We start from the raw sequence: 22,965 nt of genomic DNA, 5'->3' as shown, positions 1-22,965 counted from the left end.
GCATTACACGTAGACCGATGGCATGGTCATTGGTTTGCTAACGAATTGGCTCAATTGAGCGTGGAAGCGCTCCATTTCATCCTGAGAGCATTTCTCCCAGCCAAGGGCTTCGCCTGTTACACCATGATGCTGAAACGCGTTCAAACGAATGTTGACTGATTCAGGTAACGCTTGCAGATAGTGCCCAACTGTTGCGACTTCCGTATCGAGATCGCTCTTACCTGGAATATGCAGTAAACGCACTTCATACAACTTGCTTGCTTCGGCTAAATACTGAATTGCTTGAAATACACGGTGATTATCCCGCCCTACTAACCAGTGATGCGTTTCACTTTGCCACGATTTTAGGTCGATCATCGCCCCATCCATATACGGTAGGACTTTTTCCCAACCTGCGGTAGATAAAGAGCCATTGCTATCAATGAAGCAAGTAAGATGTTGCAATTCAGGGTCCTGTTTAATCCCTCTAAACAGCGCAATAATGAAAGGAAGCTGTAAGGTAGATTCCCCACCGGATACCGTCACACCGCTAATAAAAAAGCGCTGTTTTCGTATCAAATCGAGCATTGCTTCCACAGAGTAGTCAGTAATTTTTGGATTAGATTGGTGCTGACATATCTCTATACAACGGTCGCAGTGGGTGCACTCCTCTTTAAGCCAAACAACGTTGTTGCTTTTGTCGAACTTCAGTGCGCCAACAGGACACTCGCTCACACAATCACCACAATGGTTGCAGTGATTGATTGTGTGCGGATTGTGGCAGTTGATGCACTGATAGTTACAACCCTGTAGAAAGATGACTAGACGGTTTCCAGGTCCATCAACACAAGAGAACGGAAGGATACGAGTTACCTTAGCCAAGAGGTGTTCCGATCGTCTAGCCATCTTATTCTTATCCGTCACCAATTACTTAGCGTAAATCGGTGACATTTCATGACTCACCACACGTGGAGAACGCTCCAAAATACCAGTGTTCTTCGCCGCTTCTGCGCCTAGGAATGTAGTATTAGTACGTGAACCTTCTGCATCGTATTTCGCGATATCAGACAGCTTCACCATGTAACCCGTCACGCGAACCAAGTCGTTCGATGCTACGTTTGCCGTAAACTCGCGGTAACCAGCATTCAATGCGCCTTTACATAGGTTGAACATCGCTTCTGGGTTCGATTTCACGGTTTCGTCGATAGTCAGAATGTCACTGATGCCAGAACGGTAGTATTGGTGATGACCTGCCGTCGCTTGCACGTAAGACACTGGATCTGGTTCGTTGCCGTAAGGAATGCGCACACCCGGCGTCACGTCCAAATCTAAGCTGATGCCACCTTGCGCGTGCAGTAGCGCTTTGCCTTCCAAACCAAATTTCACTGATGTGCTTTCTACCAATTCAGCCAATTTCGCAGAGATCTTATGGCCTAGCTCATTTGCCGCTGTGTCTTGACCATAACGGCTCGCATTGCCCTCTTTCTCTAGCAATACGTTTACCGCTTCTGCCATGCCATAAATGCCATACATTGGCGCAAAACGAGACTCTTCGATCAGACCTTCTTGCGTTAGAAAGCCTTTAAAGAATTCAGATTTCTCATGCAAATGTGAAGCTCGAGCATCCATCAACTCAACCATCAAACCGTGGTATTCTGGCAGAACGTTGTTGAAGAAATCTTTACAGTTATCTGCACGATTCGCCGCTTCTTTTAGATTCATACGCACTAACGTGTTTGAACCACCAGCCAATGGCAGAGAGTTGTAGCAACTCACGATACCAAAGCGACCACCTTCGTACGCGCTCACATGCATTGGGTAGTTTGCGATGTGCGGCTTGCTGCACTCACAAATGTTTTGTGTTGCTTGTTTTAACAGGTCGTCTGGTGTAACTGCTTTGTCGTACATGAACGTTAAGTTTGGCGCGATCTGTTTTAGCTCTGCGTCAACTTTCAAAATCGTACGACAAATGATGTTGTCCGTAGGACCAATATTCACGTGCATGAACGCGTCTGGCAATGTGCGATCAAGCATGACCCAGAAGTGTTTCAGTTTTTTGTATATTTGCTCGTCAGTTAGGTCACCCACGTAAGGCATTAGCACGTCATCAAGTTGACCAAGGTAAACGGGAATGTTGGTTACCGAAGGCACGTGATGATAAATGATGGTCAACATGTTGATCGCATCATCAAAATCTTCTGCTGGAGCTAACTCCAAGTATTCAGAACCTTGAGAAAGAAATTTTGCGTAATCTGGCAAAACATAGCGCGGCTTAAATGGCGCGTGACCTTCAAACATGTCACATATGACGCCTTGCTGCATCGCTTGGCTTACCTCGTCAGAGACGGTCATATATGGAATTGTGGCTTCGGCTTCCAAAGCAAGAAAGTTTGATTTCTGTTTTGGAGATAAGTTGCTATCGGTCGCGATAGCAAGGAAACGCTGCTGAAGATCAGAAAGGCTTTGAGTCATCTAAGATGTTCCTGGAGAAAATACAACGAATACGTCCTTTCAAATCGTCTGCTCACTTTTGAGCATTGGTTGAAAGGACGCGTTGAATTCTACGCCTTGAGAGTCTTTGCCACTAATGAAAAAAACCAAAAAGTTGATTTCCATTTTGGAAATAAGATTTTGCTAATTTAGCCTAAGTTTTAATAACTTAGCGAAATAATTATCAATTCAGCTACGATGCGCAGTCGACAACATAACGCCCGCGCTAATGAATACACCGCCCGTTAAACGATTGAATAACTTCGCTCGTCCTTTCGCAAATAACCAATCCGATGTTTTCACTCCCAGCAAACCATAGAAGGTCAGCCAGCTCAGTTCAAACACCACAAAGGTACTAGCAAAGACAATATATTGAGTGAATAACGATGCAGATGGGTCAATAAATTGAGGAAACAGCGCGGTAAAGAACACAATGGCTTTCGGGTTACTCGAACCCACAATAAAACCACTGGTAAATGCGCTTAAATAATTCGAAGAAGATTGCTCCGGTTGCGCTTGTGAGAAATCCGTTTGTTTAGAGCGTAATGCTTGAATACCAAGCCAAATAAGATACGCAGCACCACACCATTTAATGATGTTAAACACCAGTTCTGAAGAGGCGATAACGACGCCAAGCCCAGTAAAAGATAAGGTAAGAATTATGGTAATTGCCGTCAGACTACCAAGGGCGGTCGCAAAGGCATGGCGAAATCCATTACTGACGCCCTTACTCAAACAAAGCAGCGAGCTAGGACCAGGAGAGGCAGTCAGAACAAGTATCGCAAGGGTGTAGTAGATCCAAGTATCGAGTTGCATTGGCGCTCCTTTCCAATGTGTTGATGGGGGTACAGATCGTGTAGCCTACTTGCCTTTCTCGACGTTTCTATCCATGAAACGTAACGCGGAAAGACACCACATAGCTTTTATGAAAGCTGAACGACGATAACTGAACAGGCTCAAAACCAACCTAGCTTTTAATAAAGCCTATGAGTAAGCAAGCTAAGTAGAAAAACTCAGTTTGCCTCGCTTCTAGTCCACTTTGAGCTGTTTAGTTATGCAATCAACATACTGGTAATATGCAACCGTGTAAAGCGATTCGTTACTCGACAGATATTGTGAATAACCCACCTTAATTGCGCTTAATCGTAGAAAGGTTTTGGATCCACTTCTAGCGATGATGGCGCTACTGCTTTCTCAACCGAATGTGAGCTGTTTTTTAAATCTACCATAGCAACATCGATGTAACGCTTATACTTACGTGAGTAGAAACACTTCACGATGGGTTTAAGTGGCTGAGAATCGTTGGATGTCCACACAATGCCAACTCGACCATCACTCAATTGTACTATCGAGCCCACAGGGTACACACCTATGCAGTTGATGAACTTGTACACCAAGTCGGGATCAAGGTGGAAGGGCGTCAAACTCAATAAGATTTTAAACGCTTCTGCCGAGCTCATGCCCTTTTTGTAGACGCGATCCGCCGTCAATGCATCATAGATATCAACGATACAGCTCATGCGCCCATGCATCGGAATTTGCTCACCTGATAAGCCCAGTGGGTAACCAGTACCATCAAGTTTCTCGTGGTGCATCAAGCACACATCACGACTCACGCTACTCAATCCTTTAACGCCAACAATGATCTCACCTGCAAACACTTGGTGGAGTTTCATGTGTTCAAATTCTTCCGGTGTTAAGCGAGCAGGTTTATGCAAGATCTCATCATCAACTTTGATTTTACCAACATCATGAATGATGCCGCCGATCGCAAGTTGTTTCAGCGTCTCTTTGTCTAGCCCTAAATGCTTACCGAAAGAAACCAACAAACAAGCGACATTCACTGAGTGCTCCAAAAGGTAACTGTCTTTTTGGCGCAGCGCTGATACACATTGGAGTGCATCAGAATCGATGAATACGCTGTCAATCATGTCATCGGCCCACGATTCAATCTCGTTGACCTCAATGATTTTTCCTTCAAAGGTTTGGTTCAGCAGCTTTTGCGCTAAACACTTCGCTTCCGCAATCAGTTTTTTGGCACGCTTGTGCTGCGCCTCGCGGGAACGGAACGCTCGCTGGATTTGAGGAGTGGTCGTGATTTCAGAAGCTGACAACGTAATGTCATGCTCTTCCTCAACAGGCTTAAAGACGCACTGCTGCGCTGAGAGTTTCTGATCGACCCAAACGTACTTTACGCCGCTCGCATGCAGTTTTTTGATGCCCTGCTCCGTAGAGACACGACCAGCATTCGCGAGGTTGACACGTTTGTTCTGTTCAATCGCAGTAACGAACATACCGATACTGACGTCTGCGATCGCTATTTTTATTGAGTCTTCTGGTTTGTACTGCATACGCGCAACTTGTTAACACTTATTATTTAGCAAACGCATTATAAGAGATCTGACCATTCACTGTTATAAGAATTCACTATCATTTAGAATTAATGAGCTTTTGGTCAATATATGAGACAACATCGCCACAATAAACCACTTTTATTTTATGGACTTAGGTCAAGATTTCATCACAGATGCTGACAATTTCGATAATTTGGGTGCTGAATCAATAACTTCTCAATACAAATGGTATTTACTGTTGACTAAGTTTTATAAATACCGATTATTAGTCGCATTACTCTAATAATTATTCTACTTACACATAAACACCGTAAGCTCATTAACATAACAGACTGTCAATCTGGACCGACTTCTTTCGTTTGCAGTGTAAAAGGACAAACTTCAAAAATATGTCATTTGCGTGTAGCTCGACTTATATACTTATCTCCAAGACGGCTTGGGTTATGGGGGAAGTATCTTGACCAACAAGGTTGATCAAACTATTTCAGAACACGATCGTGATTTTTTACAGATCGTTGAACAACGCTTCATTCATATCTTCGATGTGTTTAATGAAGGACTCTTCTACATGGATGAGTTCGGCAGCATGGTTTTTTACAACCAGCGTTTTTATGAGCAGTTCGGCATCAACGCTGGGCGTATCAACCTCGATAGATGGTTAGAGTTGGTGCACCCGTTAGATCGAGAACGCTTATCTAAACGTGTCGATGAACACATCACGACCGACAACACTCGCGTCACGACCACCTACCGCCTTCGTAAACCCAACGGACAATATGTTTGGATCGAAGGCGTTGCAATGACCAAAGAAACCGAACTGGGTCATTATATGGTTGGCAGCCATCGCGATATTTCTGAACGTAAGTTGATGGAGAGTTACATTCATCAAGTCGCTTTCCATGACAACGCATCCGGTATGGCCAACCGCGCTCACTTACTGCTTAACATCAGTGAATGCGTAAAATCCAACGGTGCTCATGCGTCGATTTTTTACATCCAGATCGAAGAGATCAAGTCGTACCTAAACCAATACGGTAGCGAGCTTGTTGATGGTTTAGTAGAAAAGCTATTGCAAACGCTTAGTCACTTACCTTCACCAAACTGCACGGTTTATCGTGTTCACGATGACGACTTCGCGATTTTGGTACTTGACGACGTGCCGCTCGAACAGTTGCAAGAATACGCTCAGACCATCAAGCAAAATTATCACGATGCCGTTGTCGAACAAGGGCAATATCTTGGCAGTAACATCAGTATCGGTTTATACCCTTCCATCGATCCGGAACACTCTGCTGAAGAAATTTTGCGTAAAGCCGCACGCACTTGCCAATACGCCAATGAGAAGAACAAAGATCGTATTGCCGTATACAGCCAGAAAACGCAGTATGCAGTAGATCGCTATTTCTTTATTGAGCAAGGCTTAAAAAACGCACTTGAAGAGCGAACACTGAGTGTAAAATTCCAACCAATCGTCAGTGCATCCGATCTGCAAGTCGTGAGTTTCGAGTCTTTGGTACGTTGGCGCAGTAAAGAGTTCGGTGAGATCTATCCAGACGAGTTCATTCCCGTCGCAGAAAACAAAGGCTTGATCGTTGAGCTTGGCTATCAAGTATTCGAGAAAGCGTGTCAGTTCATAAAGAGCTATCGTGAGCGCTATCAAAACCAAGTAAGGGTGAACGTAAACGTATCAGTATTACAGCTTCTCAATAGCGAATTTCCAAACAAAATTAAAGCAATGGCTGACGAAGTAGGAGTCGAGCCACAAGCAATTGTTTTGGAGCTTACTGAAACCTTTATATTGGACAATAACCAGGCAGCTATTGCTCCTTTGAACACCTTGAGTGAGTTGGGCTTCGCTCTCTCTTTGGATGACTTCGGTGCTGGTTACAGCTCATTAAACTGCTTCTTCGATCTGCCAATGACACAGATTAAGATTGATAAGTCGATGGCTTGGAAGACATTAACCAACCGCTCCTCTCATGAGTACCTGAAGTTCTTGATCACTATGTGTCGCGAACAAAATATAGAAGTGGTTATCGAAGGGATTGAAGACGCAAAAATGCGCGACTTCTTTACCAGTATGGGCGTGGACTACCTACAAGGCTATTGGTTCTCGAAACCGCTTTCAGTGGCGAGCGCAAGCCGATATACCTTAAGTCAATAAAGGCGCTCACTAAGAATCGGTCCTCATCATTGAACTTCCCTGAGCTGGAGACACTCCAGCTCAGGCTTTTCATTTTGTTTGCGATTTATCTCAAGCGATCAAACACAACATTTTGATCTAAGTGCTCATGATATTCGGTGTAGTCTAATCCCATATCAAAGATATATTTAGTCACCAAATTTCTGACACATTCGACCAATTGTTCCGCTTGCCATGGCTTTTCAAAGTAACGGTCAATACCTGCCGAGTTAATCGCATTAATCGTATCCGTATGGGTTGCTTGTCCTGTCAGCAGTACTTTTCGCGTATGGAGAAAACGACTGTCTTTGGAAATTTCCGTTAGCAGCTCTACACCTGTTTTCCCTGGCATGACGTGATCTGAAATAATGAGAGCAATCATCTCACCTTCCGCATCCAATTCGTCCATCAGCTCAAGAACTTCATCGGCAGACTCGCAATCTTCAATGTTGAGCCATTGGCTTAACGACTGTAAGTCTTGCAGAACCGCGCTTAACACCTCTCGCTGGTCATCAACGCAAATTAAATTAAGCTTGTCCATGTTCATCCTCTACCGGTAATTTAATTCTAAATATGGTTTTCTCACTGTCGCTTTTCACCGCAATTGAGCCGTTATAGCCAGCCACAATACGTTTCACTATCGACAGCCCCAACCCTAAGCCAAACGACAACCCACCTTTTTTCGTGGTGAAGTTTGGTCGAAAAATCTTTCTGCGCGTCGCTTCATCAATCTCTGGACCATTATTCGCAATGGTCACAAGTATCTTGCTTTTACTCACACGAGTTTGGATCTCAATCGCAGGTGATTCTGTCTCTCTCATCGCATCACATGCGTTCTTTAGGATGTTGACCCAGATCTGCACCAATTCCGTTTGTGAACCAACAAACAAAGGCAAGTCAGCAGGACTAAAGCGCACGCTTACGCGTCGTAAATCGCTTTGTAACAAAGCAAGCGCTTGGTTTATCGAGTCATTGACTCTAAGCCCTTCTTCTTTATCGATGTCAGTGCGACCAAGCTGTTTCACCGATTTCACGATGCCAACAGTGTGCTTGGAGGCAATGCGTAAGTCGTGTAAATCACGCCCCATTTGCCAGTAACGAATGGCTTCTTCTGGTCGCTTTAACCAATGTTCATTTAGGTAATCAGTCGGCACTGCACGGGCGAGTTCACGAGCCAATTCTTTGGGTAAACCGTAATATTTTTCGAAATGGCGTCCCCGCTTTCTTGCCTCACTGGAAGAAACTTTTTGCCCTTGCATCAAACCAAAATCAAAGAACTGACTTGCTTCCGGATGAACTTCTTCAAGTAATTCCATGATCACGGATTCCAAACGCTCCGACTTACTACTCACCACCCCAATGGCATTATTAAGCTCATGCGCAATGCCTGCAGCAAGTTGACCTAACGTCGTCATTTGCTCTGCGGTGTGCAGCTTTTGCAGTGCTTTCTCTTTGGCTAAGGCTTCTTGCATCGCTCGACGTTGACGGCGCGACAGCTCATTGACCATGACAGGCATAAACTGCGCCGTTAATGGTCCGTATTTGCCCGCTTCCACAGCCGGAGTATTGCGCTCTATCCACGCTAGCTCAACATCCGTTTGCGCTATCACCGTTGACGACGCGGTCCACGTTCCTGAAAAGAAACTGTGCACACCGATAAATGCCCCTTTCGATGCAGAAAAAACTTCGGTTTGCTTTTTACCGTCTTCGGAAAAGTAGCCAGCAAGCTCGCCTGATAACACGTAATAGAGTCGCTCGTTGTAACCGTCTTGTTCAATCAATACCGAACCTGCCGCTACGGTAATGCGACGCTCGATATGATTGAAGTAACGCTCGACCAGCGTATCTAATTTACTTTCGTACATGGCTTAACCAATGTGTCCAACCGTGTGAAGAATCCACACCATCAAGAAGCTCAACAACACACCAACCACACCGAGCACAACGCCGACACGAGCCATTTGATTGCTTTGTACATGCCCAGTTGCATGAGCCAATGCGTTTGGTGGTGTACTGATTGGGAGAGACATTCCTAATGACGCTGCGAAAGTCACTACTAGAATCAATGTCACTTCACCACCCAACGGAGTCAAGGACGCCATAGATGTACCAAGCGCAGCCATAATAGGCATCAGCAAGTTAGCCGTCGCCGTGTGGGACATAAAGTTCGCCATCACCAAACATAAGAACGCCGCACCAAACAACACAACATAAGGTGAGAATTCATCAAACGGAATACTATGCACTACCAGCTTAGCTAGACCCGTTTTATCCAGAGCAAGCCCAAGCGCAATACCACCAGACACGAGCCAAAGCACATCCCAAGAGATTTTTTTCAAGTCTTCTTTGTTGATGATGCCAGTTAGCGAGAATACCGCGACAGGAATTAAAGCGACGGTGTACGAGTTCATGCCATGAGCAGAACCCATCAACCAAAGTAAAATGGTGCCTGCAAAGGTGATATAAACAATCATCGCTTTCGGTGTTTTTAGGAATTTGCTCTTAATATTGAGGTCAATCGTGGTTTGTTCCGCTTTATACATAAAGCCGATTAAGAACCAAGCAAGAGCCATCATCACAACCACAAAAGGAACACCGAAGACCATCCACTCACCGAAGGTAATTAAGTTATCACCAACGAGATACTTCAAGGCAATCGCATTTGGAGGCGTACCAATTGGCGTGCCGATGCCACCAATGTTTGCAGCAACAGGAATACACAAAGCAAACGCGATACGCCCAGGGTCTTTGGGACCAAACACCGCAATCACTGGCGTTAGAATCGACAACATCATTGCGGTTGTCGCGGTGTTCGACATAAACATCGAAAAAATCGCCGTGATCAGCATTAAACCTAACATCACGTATTTAGGATTTTGCCCAAAAGGCTTGAGTAGCACACGCGCCAAGTTCACATCCAAGCGATATTTAGTTGCGGCCATCGCAAGAAAGAAACCGCCCAAAAACAGCATAATGATTGGGCTAGCAAAGGTCGCCATGATGTCGTTGTATTGCAATAGCTCGCCAAAATGAGGCTGCCCTTCATCAAACCTAAAGAAAATGATGCTCTTGTTGGATACGAGCAACAGCTCAAGCACGATGATCACCACCGACGTGGCATAAATTGGGATCGGTTCAAATACCCAGCAAAGCGCTGCAAGCAAGAAGATTGCAATCACTCGTTGCTGAATAATGGTGATTCCTTCGAATGGAAAGGCTGACAATGGCATCAGCAAAACGAGCAAAGGGATCACCGTTGGGATGATGTATTTGAGATAAGGGCGCATAGTACTACTTCTCTTCCTGAGATGGTTTACCGTGAGATAACAAGCGTAAGAAGCTGTTTTTATTGGCTTCCTTTCGCCACTCCGAGAAGAAATTATGCGCGCCCTTTAGAGGAGGGTTTCTGGTGTTAGATCAATGAACTCTTATTCACGACGGAAAACATGCGGTATCTGTGTTCAAGCTCACTAATTGAGCGAAATATATTTATCGATCACACAGCGCTTCCATCATACGCTCGCTCCATAACATAGTTCGTCAGTATCGCTCCACGCACCTCAACTTGTTGTTCCTTAAGCACAGAGAATCCCATGTGCTCAAAGAACGGACGAGCGGTAATACTCACCTCCGAATAGAGCCGTGTCAGCCCTTTTTCTTTAGCTTGCTTGAATACATGCGCCATTAGTGCGCGTCCAACCCCCTGCCCTTGATATGCGTGATGACAGAAAAAGTGGTCAACAAGCCCGCTTGATTGAACATCGCTATAGCCCACAATGACCCTATCTAACTCTGCGACAAAGGGTTGAATGTCCGTCATTTTCTGCAGCCAAATTTCTGAATCAAACTCGTCTGGCGCCCACGCTTTCAGTTGCTGTTCGTTGTAGTCTCGACGGTTGACATTACGTACCGTGTTATAGAAAAGTGCCCAGAGTATTGGTGCATCTTGCTCACGAAAATCACGAATAACAATCATAGTTTTTCTATTAAATCGAACTGCATTAATTGGCCTCGCACACCTGGCTCACCTACTGGGTACCAACCATGCTTGAGGTAGAAACGTTCTCCCGCATCATTACCCGGAATATAACGCAATCTTGCATATACGCAGCCCTCTTCAACAAAGCGTTTGAATAGGAAATCTTGCAATTGCTTACCCAGCCCTTGATGACGAAACTCCGGCAGCAAATAAAACAGGTTGATGTATCCGAATCTATGACCCTCTTCATCGACTACCGGATACCGACACTCTAATTGCCCGATAATTTGGTCATCTTTGATCACATGAAAAAAACCCGCTTCGGGATCTTCCACTATCGACTTGAACCACAAGGTGATTTCTTGAGTATCGAACCCATTTTGATGACCAAAACTCACCTCATACGCGTCTTGTCGAAATGCAATGCACAAATCCAAATGACGAGATAAATCGACGGGAACAAATTCCATTTAAGCCTTTCCTTTTCTTGCTTAACTTGCCTATATAGACATTAGTTATTTTATATAACCATAAATTCAAGAATTTTATAATTCAACCGTCGGTCATTTGAAATCATGCTTTTATAGGAGAAGTTATTATGCATGCATCATCTATTACCCAAAAACCGACTCAATTTGGCTACTACCTAGGCGTATTTGGTGTTGCCTTGGTTCTTATCTGGCTAGGTATTTATAAGTTCACCCCTACAGAAGCCAAGCTAATTGAACCTTTGGTGCTTAATCACCCAGCAATGTCTTGGCTGTACAGCATCATCTCAGTTCAAGCAGTTTCTAATATCATTGGTCTGACAGAAATCATTGTCGCACTTGGATTGATCATCGGTTTGAAAAAACCAACCGTTGCCTACTGGTCTGGTATTGCGGCTAGTGTCATCTTTCTTGCTACACTGAGCTTCTTAGTTACGACACCAAACACATGGAAAGTTTCCGACGGTGTTCTAATCGCGAACTTTTTCCTAGTGAAAGATATTTTGTTCCTAGCAATTTCAATCAGTGTGATTGAGAAGAATAAACCGAGCTCGTTTACAAAGGCAGCCGCTTAAGTAACAGGCACTTTTAAAGTGAATGAAGAGGAGCGCCATTTGATAGTGGCGCTTTTAATCAGGCGTAATACAACGCAGTGTTTTTCCATGTCAGCTCCCTTTTTAATCCTTTAAAATCGAACTTGTTAAAGTGCAAATAAAAGTACGCTTTGAAGTCCTTGAAGTTCCCAACTTAAATATCATCTATAAGAATCATACCTCCCCTATCACGCTGATTTAAATAAACATTTAATCTCGGCTCATACATAACTACTGATAAATAGTTACTTCGCTTCGAAAATTTTCATTGGGCAGCTTTTCTGTGATTGGTGCGTCTGAAATTTAGCTTGTAATCGAATACACTCCATATGCACCCCGTGCAATAAAAAAGGAATTATATGAAAACGCTTATTTACGACACGCTTGTCAACCTTGCTAACCAAGAACCTGAACACCACGCAAAGATCCGCCAAAACTTGTATGAGCAACTCGATCTGCCATTTGATAAGCAACTTGCATTGTATGCATGCGCTCTTGGCCCAGCGAGTTCAGGGAAACTGGAAAGCCGTGAAGGAATAGACAATGCAGTAGACAGCGCGATTAGACTGTTAACGACTCCTGAGCGTTAATTTGCTTTTTGTTCTGTGACGGCCCTACTCCCCTAAGGGCCGTTTTTCTTTCCGAGATTTAATCAGAAGTCGTGAGTCGCTGGACTTGTTCTGAGTGTGAGAAGTCGATGCAATAAGCGAGCTCTACCGTCCCTCCTCTTTTCGCTTGATACTGTTCTACCGCTTTACGGTCAATGAGTTCATGAATACCTGCAAACACTTCTATCGATAGATCTGAAAACTCTACGTACCCCTGCATTGCCACTTTCGCGTCTTTTGCCACTTCTGTTTTTGGATAAAACGTGGCGATGCACGAAGCAAGAGCAAAGTTCGTCAACAACTGCTCGTTACTGTGATTTTCAAGCGGACTTGCTCCTACCAATAAACTGTAAAACCAACCGACACACCCTAACCAGACGCTATTTTTCAATGTCTTCATCCTTGAGTCTCATCCAAAAAGTTTAAACTTTAAGCTAGATGCAACCTAGCGCACCTTTACGTCTCATTGCACCCAGCATTTGGAATTTGCGACACATTCGAGGAAAGTGATTGTTCATTGGGAGTGAGGACGTCATATGTAATCAAGCCAGCAACGACCTTGCTGGCTTAAGGTTAACGTTTAAGGAATTCGTTCAAGGAGAATGAGTTGAAACCCTATTCAAGAGCGAGCGTGACACCATCTGTTGTTGATGCCATCTTTGTGGTCACTTGGTAGTTTTTATCTTTAACACTAGAGAGCATGTACCAAGTAGATTGCGCTTTTTCTGGTGTAAAGGTTACACGCATAAAGCCACGCTGTTTAATGTCTGTCCATTGCAACTCAGAAACCAAATGCGGCAATGTGTACTCCATTTGTGCGATGGCAACGGGCTCTAACGCTAAGTATTCTTCTAAGCCCGGAGAGCTAACTGAACTTGTCGCAAACTCGACACCAACAGGGTTATTAGATACATCCTTTAACTCACTGGTCCATGCATTGTGCGTATCACCAGCTAAGCAAACAAAATGACCTTCACTCGCTTTTGCAATCTCATACACTCGCTCTCGCTCAACATAGTACCCATCCCAAGCATCGAGGTTATATGGCAGCTTAATCGTATCTGAGCTTGGATCAGCGAGGTAATTTGAAATCGCACTGTTCACCGCGAGAAGAGCATCCATTTTCTGCTCGTCTGTGGCATTGAATAACTGAAACATTGCTAACATAACCGAGCTCGGAAGCTCCATACGCGACATAAGAACTTGCTGCCCAAGAACATTCCATTTGGCGTCTTGGCTGTTAAACGCATTCATCAACCAAGCCAGTTGCTCAGTACCAAGTAACTCCCTATCAGCACTGCGTGATTGCGCTACGAGTCCACCAATCGCATCCATTGTCGGTGCACTAAGCGAAAAGTAGTCCAACGGCTGATCTCGCCCAACTAAGCGAGTATCGAGCATCATTAGGTTGATCAAATCACCAAACGAGAACTGACGATAAATCAACATATTCGAAAAGGTATTCTCGCGAACAGGCAACCACTCAGTCCATGCTGCGGCAGCGGCGGCGCGTCTGTCGACAAAACTGCCTTCATTATCTTGATGGTTTTCTGCACCATTTTTCCATGCGTCATTTGCAAGCTCATGGTCATCCCAAACCGCAATCATTGGCAATGCAGCATGCAAAGCTTGGAGATCTTGATCTTGACGGTATTGAGCATAGCGCTTTCGATAGTCATCTAAAGTAATGCATTCGGTACCTTTACTTGGCTCACGCCCCAACCTAGCTGCATCTTCACTAGCATAACCACCAGCACCATATTCGTAGATGTAATCACCAAGGTGCAAAACTACATCGAACGACTCTGTTTGATGCTGTTTGAGAATCTCCTTATAAACGTTGAAATAACCCGCGGGATAATTTGCGCAAGACACGACAGCCATGGATGCTTTATCTACGCTGCCTTCAGGTAGAGTTTGTGTCATCCCAACGATGCTAGTGGTCTCGCCCACCATGAAGCGGTAGTAATACTGAGTACTCGGGTTGAGGTTTTGCACATCCACCTTAACCGTAAAGTCTCGACTAGTGTCCGTGGCGAAAGTACCGCTTTGCTCAATGGTTGAAAAATCTTCTGCTCTTGAGACCTGCCATGTTACATCCACGTAACTGGCGGCGGTGGTCACTCGAGTCCAGATAATCACTTGAGTTTGGGTCGGGTCGCCGCTGGCCACACCGTATTCGAATGATCCCGTGGGAGTCGCATCGCTATCATCGCTACCACAGGCGGTAAGTGTTGTTGCAACAGCTCCTGAAGAGACGGCTTTTATGAAATCTCGACGAGACAATGACATAGTAACTTCCTTTGTTATTGTGTTTTATTAACGCGCTCGTTCCTGCACGATTTAACCAGTCAATAGACGCATTATGCTTCTTTGGCTAATTACTCTAAAAAACATTAAGTTAGAAGGTAGTTATGACAATTGCATTTCTTGATGTTACATTTTTGTTAATTTAAGTGTAAATACTCTATATTCATCACACTTCCAACAAATCATGAAGGTATTTATAAATCTGATAGGTAAAACAAAAAAAGCGACCTTTTGACAGGTCGCTTTTGTGTTTGGGGATCGTTCCTTGGGTGTTAGAGCCTCAAATTCAGCACATCTTGCTCGGCAGTTTCTACTTTTAGTTTGCTTCGAGATTCAATGTACTCAATCTGCTTTGAGTCTAACGAATAAGGCATAACTACACGTAATTCATGGATCCCTTCATGTTTTGCTAGCTTCACCAACATCACTAGATTGGATTCATCACTCTGACGTGAAGACATCGATTTTAAGGCAGCATCCCAAAGGCGATCCTCTGGTAAGCTCAACTCCGCGATGTTCTGTTTCCACATCAAGCCAAAAATGGGAGCGATGGTGGCGAATGCCTCCAAGAAGGTCCACTTCTTACTTCCCGTTGCCCCTAGGAAGCTTGTGTAGTCGAATTCAATGCATGTCTTTCCTTGTTGCTCCATCCTATGCCTCGACACTCTGAAATGAGATATACAAAATATCGTTCAATTACTTTGATATAGCAATAGGATATAAAACAATGGTCTTTTATGCCCTAATTTAACCTCAAAAGGAAATATTAAAACCAGCTTTGTAACAAATGGAGTACAGCTTCGCCATATATAAGCATTCAATTGATTAATATTTTAAACGACGAACTAAAACTATGGTGTGCCAAGGCATGCCAGTGGATGACGACTATAAGTTCAAAAGACAAATATCAAGTCCTACTTGCGTTTGTGATTAATCATAATCTATCAAGGTTTCTCCGTAGTCGTGATACCCCTGCACATACAGACCTAAGATGTCATTAAAGTACGAGGTGTCGCTTAGTTCGATTCCGCCTTTACTATTCCGGTTTAGGTTATTTTACATCGAGCACTCGGCTGGCTTTCTTATATTGCACTTTCCAGCCTGACCATCTTGGTAGCTCCCAGCGTTTTGGGTCACCTTTCCGGTTACCTTCTGTGTAGATGACATGAACCAATTTACGTGACACAAAGTACTCTACGTCGAGTTTTAGTTCAGCTAACACCAGCTTAAGTGGAAACTGTTCTGCAAAATCTTGATATTCCCAACCTGGAATACCTTCGAAAGGGATATCATCCGCGTCAAACAGTTCGATGTCTTCTACACTTTCGACACCAAGCGTTTCCAGCTGTTCGGCCAGCCAAGTAGAAAAAGACAAATCATCAAGCATGCTCTTATCAACAGGAGTTTGGTTTAACCCGAGAGCGTTATAGATCTTCCAATGCTGAATTTGTTGCTTTCTTAGTGGCGCAAATCCCGGCAATAGCGCTTGTTCATCAATCATCTCAACAATAGACTGAACCGCCACTTCTCCTTGAAGTGCTTGGTATTCAGTACAAATGGTTCGCCCTGCATAGATCAAATGCATGGTCGCGCGCGGGACTTCTTCTTCATAATTGGTTTCGCCTTGCTGCCATTCGCCAAGTTCTAATTCACGTAGCAGCGCCAAGGAAACAGGTAACATCACAGATGCAAGGTTAAGCGTCTGCTTTACGCCTCTTCCGGGGACACTATGGCTATCGAGTACCAATGCTGCCTCACTTTTATCAGGGAAGCGGCTATTGCGACCGACCACCATTTCCATCAAGCCATTGCCCAAAGCGTCACGGCGTCGTTCTCGACGAACGAAGACCAGCTCAGGATGCAACTTGGCGATTGCTTTGGTCAGTTCATCACGTTTGTATCGCGATGCTACGTCAAGTTCTGGCAATTCAAACACTTCTCGCATCTGTTTCGCCAAGCCTTGTGCTTCTTCAAGTACGCTCACATCAACATTAACGCCGGGAAGTTGCTCTACTCTCACCAAGCGAATCATCAGCGATGCATCACAACCAAATGGTTCTTCTTGCGCTAGGGCTTCGGCAGACTCACCGCCTTGCAATTGATACAACTGAGCTGGAACAGAGAGTGCGGCAGCTAAGTCGATCATCGCTTCTTTTCTGATTTGGTTTGCATACGAGTGACTAAATCAGCAAACAATGCGTCAATAGGTAAGGGGTAAACTTTTTTACCATGCTCGGTTACATCACCTTGTTGGTCTATCGCTTCCATACCTCGCAAGGTTTGGCTCGCGGAGAGCAGCGATTTTTCAGGTAACGCATCAAGAAATTGAAGTTCGGAAAGTCTATAGCCGCAACAAGCAGCCGCAAGCATAGGCTCCACAAGTTCTTCACGATGTAATTCGGGTGGGGTAACCAATTCTAATGGCGCATGTTCACCAAACAGACGAATACACGCCCCTTCTGCAACACGACCAGCACGCCCCATTCGCTGAGCGGCACTGGCTTTGGAGATATGAGTTAATGTCAGAGCTGTGCGTCCGTTTCGTTGCACCGTTCTGCGTTCCAAACCACTGTCGATCACCACGCGGATATTGGGAATGGTCAGCGAGGTTTCCGCCACGTTGGTCGCTAAAACCACTTTGCGTTGATTTTGTACCGTTAACGCAAAGTGTCGCTCTTCATCACTCACCGAAGCATGCAGCTTCACAATCATTACGTCATTGATGTTTTGCAGCATTTGTGCGCATTGAGTAATTTCTTTGCGACCCGGTAAGAAAACGAGAATATCGCCCTCTTCGTCTTCCAGCGCCTCCTTCACTGTTCGAACGACATCATTCTCGCAACCTTTTTTGTTCGGCAAGTAACGGCTATCCAGTGAACGATGGGTAACGGTAACAGGAAAACAACGACCTTCCGATCGCAGCCGTTTGGCATCCAAATAGTTCGCCAGTTTTTCACCTTCTAAGGTTGCTGACGTCACGATCAAGCGGTGTTGCTTTTCTTGCTTTAAAATCGCCGTAAGGAGATCAATGTCCCAGCGACGCTCATGAAATTCGTCCACCATCACGATATCGAAGCTAGCAAGCTTGTCTTCTGCGAACCAACGTAGTGCAACACCAGGCGTCACAAACACGACTTTGGTGTTTTCATCATAGTGAGCGTGAAGCTTAATCGCGTAACCAATCTGCTTCCCTAACGGTTGACCAGATTGATCAGCAAGAAACTCTGCCAATGACGTACATGCGATTCGACGCGGCTCAATGACCAATACTCGACCATGATTAGCAGACCAAAGCGGTAAACGCGTAGATTTACCAGAGCCCGTTTCGGCTTCTACCACCAAATGGTGGTGATTCACGAGTTGGTCAAATTCAGCTTGTAAGCTATCGATAGGCAATTGAGGCATAACAAATAAGAACGTGATAATGGATTGCGGGGCATTATACCTGAGTGAGAAATTCCTGCTTTAGGAATCGATTTCATGGTTATGTTTTCTTTCCAGTGACGATATTTTCGTCGGGAACTGAATTTTTTTGCGACATTACGTTGATGTACATCAACGAATGTTTACAACTAAATAGTGAACCCGTTAGAATTTTGCACGCATCCTTCAACCCTACATTTAAGGCACCCAATGAACAACGACAAGCGCCCACTCTATATCCCATATGCGGGTCCGGCTCTTTTAGCGACTCCTCTATTGAACAAGGGCAGTGCGTTCTCTGCAGAAGAACGTAGTTCATTTAACTTGGAAGGTCTTCTACCAGAGACAACTGAAACGATCCAAGAACAGGTAGAGCGTGCGTACCAACAGTACAAAAGCTTTGAAAGCGACATGGATAAGCACATTTACCTGCGCAACATCCAAGATACAAACGAAACGCTATACTACCGACTAGTTCAAAACCACATTTCAGAGATGATGCCTATCATCTACACACCAACTGTTGGTGCAGCGTGTGAGAACTTCTCAAATATCTACCGTCGTGGTCGTGGTCTATTTATCTCATACCCGAACCGCGATCGTATCGATGATCTGCTAAACAACGCAGCCAACCACAACGTTAAAGTTATCGTAGTGACTGATGGCGAACGAATCTTGGGCTTGGGTGACCAAGGTATCGGCGGCATGGGCATTCCAATCGGTAAACTTTCTTTATACACGGCGTGTGGTGGTATCAGCCCTGCGTACACGCTACCAATCGTACTGGATGTAGGTACTAACAACCCGCAACGTCTAGCAGACCCAATGTACATGGGCTGGCGTCATCCTCGTATCACGGGTCCAGATTACGATGCGTTTGTTGAAGAGTTTATCCAAGCAGTACAACGTCGTTGGCCAGATGCACTAATCCAGTTCGAAGACTTTGCACAGAAAAACGCAATGCCGCTTCTAGAGCGCTACAAAGATCGCATCTGTTGTTTCAACGATGACATTCAAGGTACAGCTGCGGTAACGGTAGGCTCTCTACTAGCAGCATGTAAAGCGGCAGGCACTAAGCTTTCAGATCAACGTATTACTTTCTTGGGTGCAGGTTCAGCAGGTTGTGGTATCGCCGAAGCGATCATCGCACAAATGGTGTCGGAAGGGATTTCTGATAAGAAAGCGCGTTCACAAGTTTACATGGTTGACCGTTGGGGTCTATTGCAAGAGGGTATGCCTAACCTTCTTGATTTCCAGCAACGCTTGGTTCAGAAGTTCGACAACACAAAAGAGTGGGAAAATGAAGGAAATGGCTTCTCACTTCTTGATGTGATGCACAACGCGAAACCAACAGTGCTGATCGGTGTATCGGGTGCTCCGGGTCTGTTCAGTGAAGAAGTAATCAAAGAGATGCACAAACACTGTAAGCGTCCGATCGTGTTCCCATTGTCGAACCCAACTAGCCGTGTAGAAGCAACGCCAAACGACATCATTCGTTGGACAAACGGCGAAGCATTGGTTGCAACAGGTAGCCCATTCGAGCCAGTGGTTCATGAAGGTCGTTCTTACCCTATCGCACAATGTAACAACAGTTACATCTTCCCGGGTATTGGACTTGGTGTTCTGGCGGTAAATGCGAAGCGTGTAACCGATGAAATGCTGATGGAATCAAGCCGAGCGTTGGCAACATGTTCGCCATTAGCTATCAACGGCAACGGTGCCCTACTTCCACCACTAGAAGAAATTCACTTGGTATCGAAGAAGATTGCATTCGCTGTTGCGAAGAAAGCAATTGAGCAAGGCGTTGCGCTAGAAATCACCGATGAAGCGTTAAACGACGCCATTGACCAAGCGTTCTGGCAGCCTGTTTATCGCCGTTACAAACGCACAGCATTCTAAATTTTGCTACGCTTTGTATAATAATTAGCCCTCGCATTGCGGGGGCTTTTGTTTTTTATGCTTTTTTTTCTCATCCTAACCGTATTTTGGCATAAATGGGCTTCTCTCTTTTCATTTCTATCAGATATGATGAGGGATACACATTGAAATAAGGACATCGAACGTTTTGCTGTTTTCCCGCATAAAGTCAAAGTGGAAGCTTAAATTCTCATGGAAGCGTCTGGCTTTGGTTTTGTCGATCTCTTTAATCGGTCTCCTAGTCACCGTTATCGCCATAGACCGTTGGGTTGTGCTACAAGCACAAGAACAAATTTTTACCGACTACGAGCAAGTACCCGAGCATGAAGTCGCCGTTGTTCTTGGTACCAGTAAATACATTGGTAAGGTGCTCAACACCTATTACACACACCGAATCAATGCGGCTATTGAGTTGTACAAACAAGGCAAAGTGAAGCAATTTTTGTTGAGTGGGGATAACGCTCACCGCTCTTACAATGAACCTTGGACAATGAAACGAGACTTACTGAAAGCTGGTGTGCCGGAGGAGGTCATCCATCTCGATTACGCAGGATTTCGTACTTTGGATTCGATTGTTCGAGCAAAGAAGATTTTTGCCTCTGAGCGCTTCCTAATTGTCACACAGCGATTCCACTGTGAGCGTGCTCTTTTCATTGCCGATGCATACAATATCGACGCGCAATGTTTGGCAGTAGCAGGTCCAACGGCAAGCAAGCAAAAACTCAACATGCGCACTCGTGAACTTATGGCTCGTGTAAAAGCATTCTTAGATCTGTACGTAATGCATACTCAACCGCGCTTTCTTGGTCCTCAAGAACCAATCGTTGCCGTGGAAGAGGTACCAGAAACCATCGATAACGAACGTAATATCCCTGTGCAGTAAACCTTATGAGATGTCGTTTATTTCAACCACTCAGCCATGCATTACACACCGATAACAATTCATTAAAAGTAAATGGGTAGCTTTCTACCCATTTCTAATTCCCAACCTCACACTTTCTTGCTCGACCGTCGATTCAGACAAAATTACCTTTCGCATTCGCAGTAACATTTAATCAATAAATAACTACAAGTCAGTTACTTTGCCATAAAAAACCAACACTAAGGCAATGCAAAAGGAGCACAACCATGACCGCACTCGCTGTGACATTGAAGAACTGGTTCTTCACTCGCAACAGCATGATATTAACGTCTAATGTCCTGCTATTCGCTATATTGTTCAACACCCTACCCTTTGACCCTCAAGTCGTAACTGGCTTGTGTATTTTGATTTTCGTAGCTGTACTTTGGTTAACGGAAGCAATCCATGTGAGCATCACGGCTCTTTTGATCCCGCTACTCGCGGTATTTTTAGGGGTCTTTAATACGCAAGCCGCACTGAACAACTTCTCAAACTCGATCATCTTCTTGTTCTTGGGTGGATTTGCTCTTGCCGCTGCCCTTCATAAACAAAAGCTCGATCAAGCTATCGCCGATAAAGTGTTGCTCATCGCACGCGGTAAGATGTCAGTTGCTGTGTTCATGTTGTTTGGTGTTAGCGCGGGTCTTTCAATGTGGATTTCAAACACTGCAACCACAGCCATGATGTTGCCATTGGTTCTAGGTGTAATGAGCAAACTGGATGCGAAGAAAAGTCACAGTACCTACTTGTTCGTTCTACTGGGCATTGCTTACAGCGCCTCTATTGGTGGCATTGCAACGCTAGTTGGTAGCCCACCGAACGCTATCGCAGCGGCAGAAGTCGGTTTGAGTTTTACAGAGTGGATGGAACTAGGTTTACCAATTTCATTGATTCTCATGCCTATCGCTATCTTGGTCCTTTACACCATGACTAAGCCTGATTTGAGCCACAAGTTCGAACTTGACCACCAGCCTGTTGAGTGGACAAACGGCAAAATGATCACGCTAGCCATCTTCCTATTGACGGTTACTTTGTGGATTTTCAGCAAACCAATCAACGCGATGCTAGGTGGCTTTGCTAAATTCGATACCTTAGTGGCAATCGGTGCAATTCTTTTGCTTGGTGCGTCACGAGCAGTGGAATGGAAAGATATTGAGAAAACCACCGATTGGGGCGTACTGATCTTGTTCGGCGGTGGTATCTGTCTGAGCAATGTGCTTAAAGCGACAGGAACAAGCGTATTCCTAGCAAATGGTCTAGCTGGATTCCTAGAGCAAGCAGGCGTGCTACTGACTATCTTAGCCGTTGTCGCATTCGTCGTTTTCTTAACTGAGTTTGCAAGTAACACGGCGAGTGCTGCACTGTTGGTGCCTGTATTTGCAACCATTGCTGAGGCTCTTGGTCTATCGCCAGTGATTCTATCTGCGCTAATCGCTGTTGCTGCGTCTTGTGCCTTCATGCTTCCAGTAGCAACACCACCAAATGCTATTGTTTTTGCAACGGGTCATATTAAACAGAAAGAAATGATGCGAATTGGTATGGTTCTGAACATCGCATGTATTGGTGCACTAACGCTGTTCGCTTGGTTGTTCTGGTAACAACGAGGTTCTGGAAAAACGCAGAGAGCTACATCATGCGCAGCTCTCTGTCGTCAAAGTCTAGCACTACAGCTGCTGTTCTCGGTAATCATATGAATACCTAGCTACTACCCCATAGTCATGTTCAGCAGTTTCCCTTTTGG

18 protein-coding genes and 2 pseudogenes are annotated in these 22,965 nt (G+C 44.8%); 6 read left to right on the top strand and 14 right to left on the bottom strand.

Features of this window, described 5'->3' with window-relative positions; genetic code table 11:
- Nucleotides 1-3: 3 nt before the first annotated feature.
- The 4 genes from NL647_RS13350 to NL647_RS13335 form a co-directional block, all read right to left on the bottom strand.
- A complete protein-coding gene (locus NL647_RS13350) occupies nucleotides 4-885 on the bottom strand; it encodes a YjjW family glycine radical enzyme activase (RefSeq protein ID WP_239969268.1) in 882 nt (293 codons plus the stop codon).
- Nucleotides 886-906: 21 nt separating this feature from the next.
- Nucleotides 907-2,451, bottom strand: coding sequence for a YjjI family glycine radical enzyme (locus tag NL647_RS13345; protein WP_253650253.1), 1,545 nt, complete (start codon nucleotides 2,449-2,451; stop codon nucleotides 907-909).
- A gap of 207 nt (nucleotides 2,452-2,658) precedes the next feature.
- A complete protein-coding gene (locus NL647_RS13340) occupies nucleotides 2,659-3,285 on the bottom strand; it encodes a LysE family translocator (RefSeq protein ID WP_005444463.1) in 627 nt (208 codons plus the stop codon).
- 323 nt (nucleotides 3,286-3,608) lie between these two features.
- Nucleotides 3,609-4,820, bottom strand: a complete 1,212-nt coding sequence (locus NL647_RS13335; protein ID WP_005444470.1) for an HD-GYP domain-containing protein — start codon at nucleotides 4,818-4,820, stop codon at nucleotides 3,609-3,611.
- A 460-nt stretch (nucleotides 4,821-5,280) separates the two neighbouring features.
- On the opposite strand from NL647_RS13335, the gene NL647_RS13330 reads away from it, so the two are divergent.
- Nucleotides 5,281-6,987 carry a bifunctional diguanylate cyclase/phosphodiesterase gene (locus tag NL647_RS13330; RefSeq protein WP_005444471.1) on the top strand — a complete coding sequence of 569 codons (1,707 nt, stop codon included), beginning with the start codon at nucleotides 5,281-5,283 and terminating at the stop codon, nucleotides 6,985-6,987.
- Nucleotides 6,988-7,072: 85 nt separating this feature from the next.
- On the opposite strand, the gene NL647_RS13325 is transcribed toward NL647_RS13330, so the two are convergent.
- The 5 genes from NL647_RS13325 to NL647_RS13305 form a co-directional block, all read right to left on the bottom strand.
- Nucleotides 7,073-7,546 (bottom strand): response regulator, encoded by a 474-nt coding sequence (locus NL647_RS13325; protein ID WP_053052743.1) that lies wholly within the window; start codon nucleotides 7,544-7,546, stop codon nucleotides 7,073-7,075.
- Nucleotides 7,533-8,870, bottom strand: a complete 1,338-nt coding sequence (locus NL647_RS13320; RefSeq protein WP_009698101.1) for an ATP-binding protein — start codon at nucleotides 8,868-8,870, stop codon at nucleotides 7,533-7,535. The genes NL647_RS13325 and NL647_RS13320 overlap by 14 nt, the downstream gene beginning before the upstream one ends.
- A 3-nt stretch (nucleotides 8,871-8,873) precedes the next feature.
- Nucleotides 8,874-10,292 (bottom strand): DASS family sodium-coupled anion symporter, encoded by a 1,419-nt coding sequence (locus NL647_RS13315; RefSeq protein ID WP_005444477.1) that lies wholly within the window; start codon nucleotides 10,290-10,292, stop codon nucleotides 8,874-8,876.
- A gap of 209 nt (nucleotides 10,293-10,501) precedes the next feature.
- Nucleotides 10,502-10,981, bottom strand: a complete 480-nt coding sequence (locus tag NL647_RS13310) for a GNAT family N-acetyltransferase (protein ID WP_049536172.1) — start codon at nucleotides 10,979-10,981, stop codon at nucleotides 10,502-10,504.
- Entirely contained in the window at nucleotides 10,978-11,454 is a 477-nt protein-coding gene (locus NL647_RS13305) for a GNAT family N-acetyltransferase (protein ID WP_187992326.1), read from the bottom strand. Before NL647_RS13305 ends, NL647_RS13310 begins: the two co-directional genes overlap by 4 nt.
- A gap of 128 nt (nucleotides 11,455-11,582) precedes the next feature.
- On the opposite strand from NL647_RS13305, the gene NL647_RS13300 reads away from it, so the two are divergent.
- Entirely contained in the window at nucleotides 11,583-12,047 is a 465-nt protein-coding gene (locus tag NL647_RS13300; protein WP_253650252.1) for a DUF417 family protein, read from the top strand.
- A gap of 377 nt (nucleotides 12,048-12,424) precedes the next feature.
- Nucleotides 12,425-12,655 (top strand): PAS factor family protein, encoded by a 231-nt coding sequence (locus NL647_RS13295; protein WP_009698104.1) that lies wholly within the window; start codon nucleotides 12,425-12,427, stop codon nucleotides 12,653-12,655.
- Between the two features lie 58 nt (nucleotides 12,656-12,713).
- Here NL647_RS13295 and NL647_RS13290 read toward each other — a convergent pair whose 3' ends face one another.
- The 5 genes and pseudogenes from NL647_RS13290 to NL647_RS13270 all read right to left on the bottom strand — a co-directional run bounded on the left by NL647_RS13290 (nucleotide 12,714) and on the right by NL647_RS13270 (nucleotide 18,388).
- Complete coding sequence (locus NL647_RS13290; protein WP_009701546.1) at nucleotides 12,714-13,073, bottom strand: T6SS amidase immunity protein Tai4 family protein; 360 nt, start codon at nucleotides 13,071-13,073, stop codon at nucleotides 12,714-12,716.
- A gap of 215 nt (nucleotides 13,074-13,288) precedes the next feature.
- Complete coding sequence (locus NL647_RS13285) at nucleotides 13,289-14,965, bottom strand: alkaline phosphatase (RefSeq protein ID WP_253650251.1); 1,677 nt, start codon at nucleotides 14,963-14,965, stop codon at nucleotides 13,289-13,291.
- Between the two features lie 290 nt (nucleotides 14,966-15,255).
- Nucleotides 15,256-15,633 carry a hypothetical protein gene (locus tag NL647_RS13280; RefSeq protein ID WP_005444488.1) on the bottom strand — a complete coding sequence of 126 codons (378 nt, stop codon included), beginning with the start codon at nucleotides 15,631-15,633 and terminating at the stop codon, nucleotides 15,256-15,258.
- A 280-nt stretch (nucleotides 15,634-15,913) separates the two neighbouring features.
- Nucleotides 15,914-16,024 (bottom strand): annotated as a pseudogene (locus NL647_RS27255) (phospholipase); the annotation flags it as partial.
- A 10-nt stretch (nucleotides 16,025-16,034) separates the two neighbouring features.
- Nucleotides 16,035-18,388: pseudogene (locus tag NL647_RS13270) on the bottom strand (helicase-related protein).
- A 228-nt stretch (nucleotides 18,389-18,616) separates the two neighbouring features.
- Between NL647_RS13270 and NL647_RS13265 the strand changes: the two are divergent.
- The 3 genes from NL647_RS13265 to NL647_RS13255 all read left to right on the top strand — a co-directional run bounded on the left by NL647_RS13265 (nucleotide 18,617) and on the right by NL647_RS13255 (nucleotide 22,822).
- Nucleotides 18,617-20,305: an NAD-dependent malic enzyme gene (locus NL647_RS13265; protein ID WP_005444490.1), complete on the top strand. Its 1,689-nt coding sequence runs from the start codon at nucleotides 18,617-18,619 to the stop codon at nucleotides 20,303-20,305.
- 166 nt (nucleotides 20,306-20,471) lie between these two features.
- Nucleotides 20,472-21,206, top strand: coding sequence for a vancomycin high temperature exclusion protein (locus NL647_RS13260; RefSeq protein WP_009700901.1), 735 nt, complete (start codon nucleotides 20,472-20,474; stop codon nucleotides 21,204-21,206).
- A gap of 245 nt (nucleotides 21,207-21,451) precedes the next feature.
- Nucleotides 21,452-22,822, top strand: a complete 1,371-nt coding sequence (locus tag NL647_RS13255; RefSeq protein WP_009698107.1) for a DASS family sodium-coupled anion symporter — start codon at nucleotides 21,452-21,454, stop codon at nucleotides 22,820-22,822.
- Nucleotides 22,823-22,965 lie beyond the last annotated feature (143 nt).

Source organism: Vibrio sp. Y29_XK_CS5 (assembly GCF_024181835.1).
GTDB lineage: Bacteria > Pseudomonadota > Gammaproteobacteria > Enterobacterales > Vibrionaceae > Vibrio > Vibrio harveyi.
This window is presented reverse-complemented; position numbering and strand designations above follow the sequence as displayed.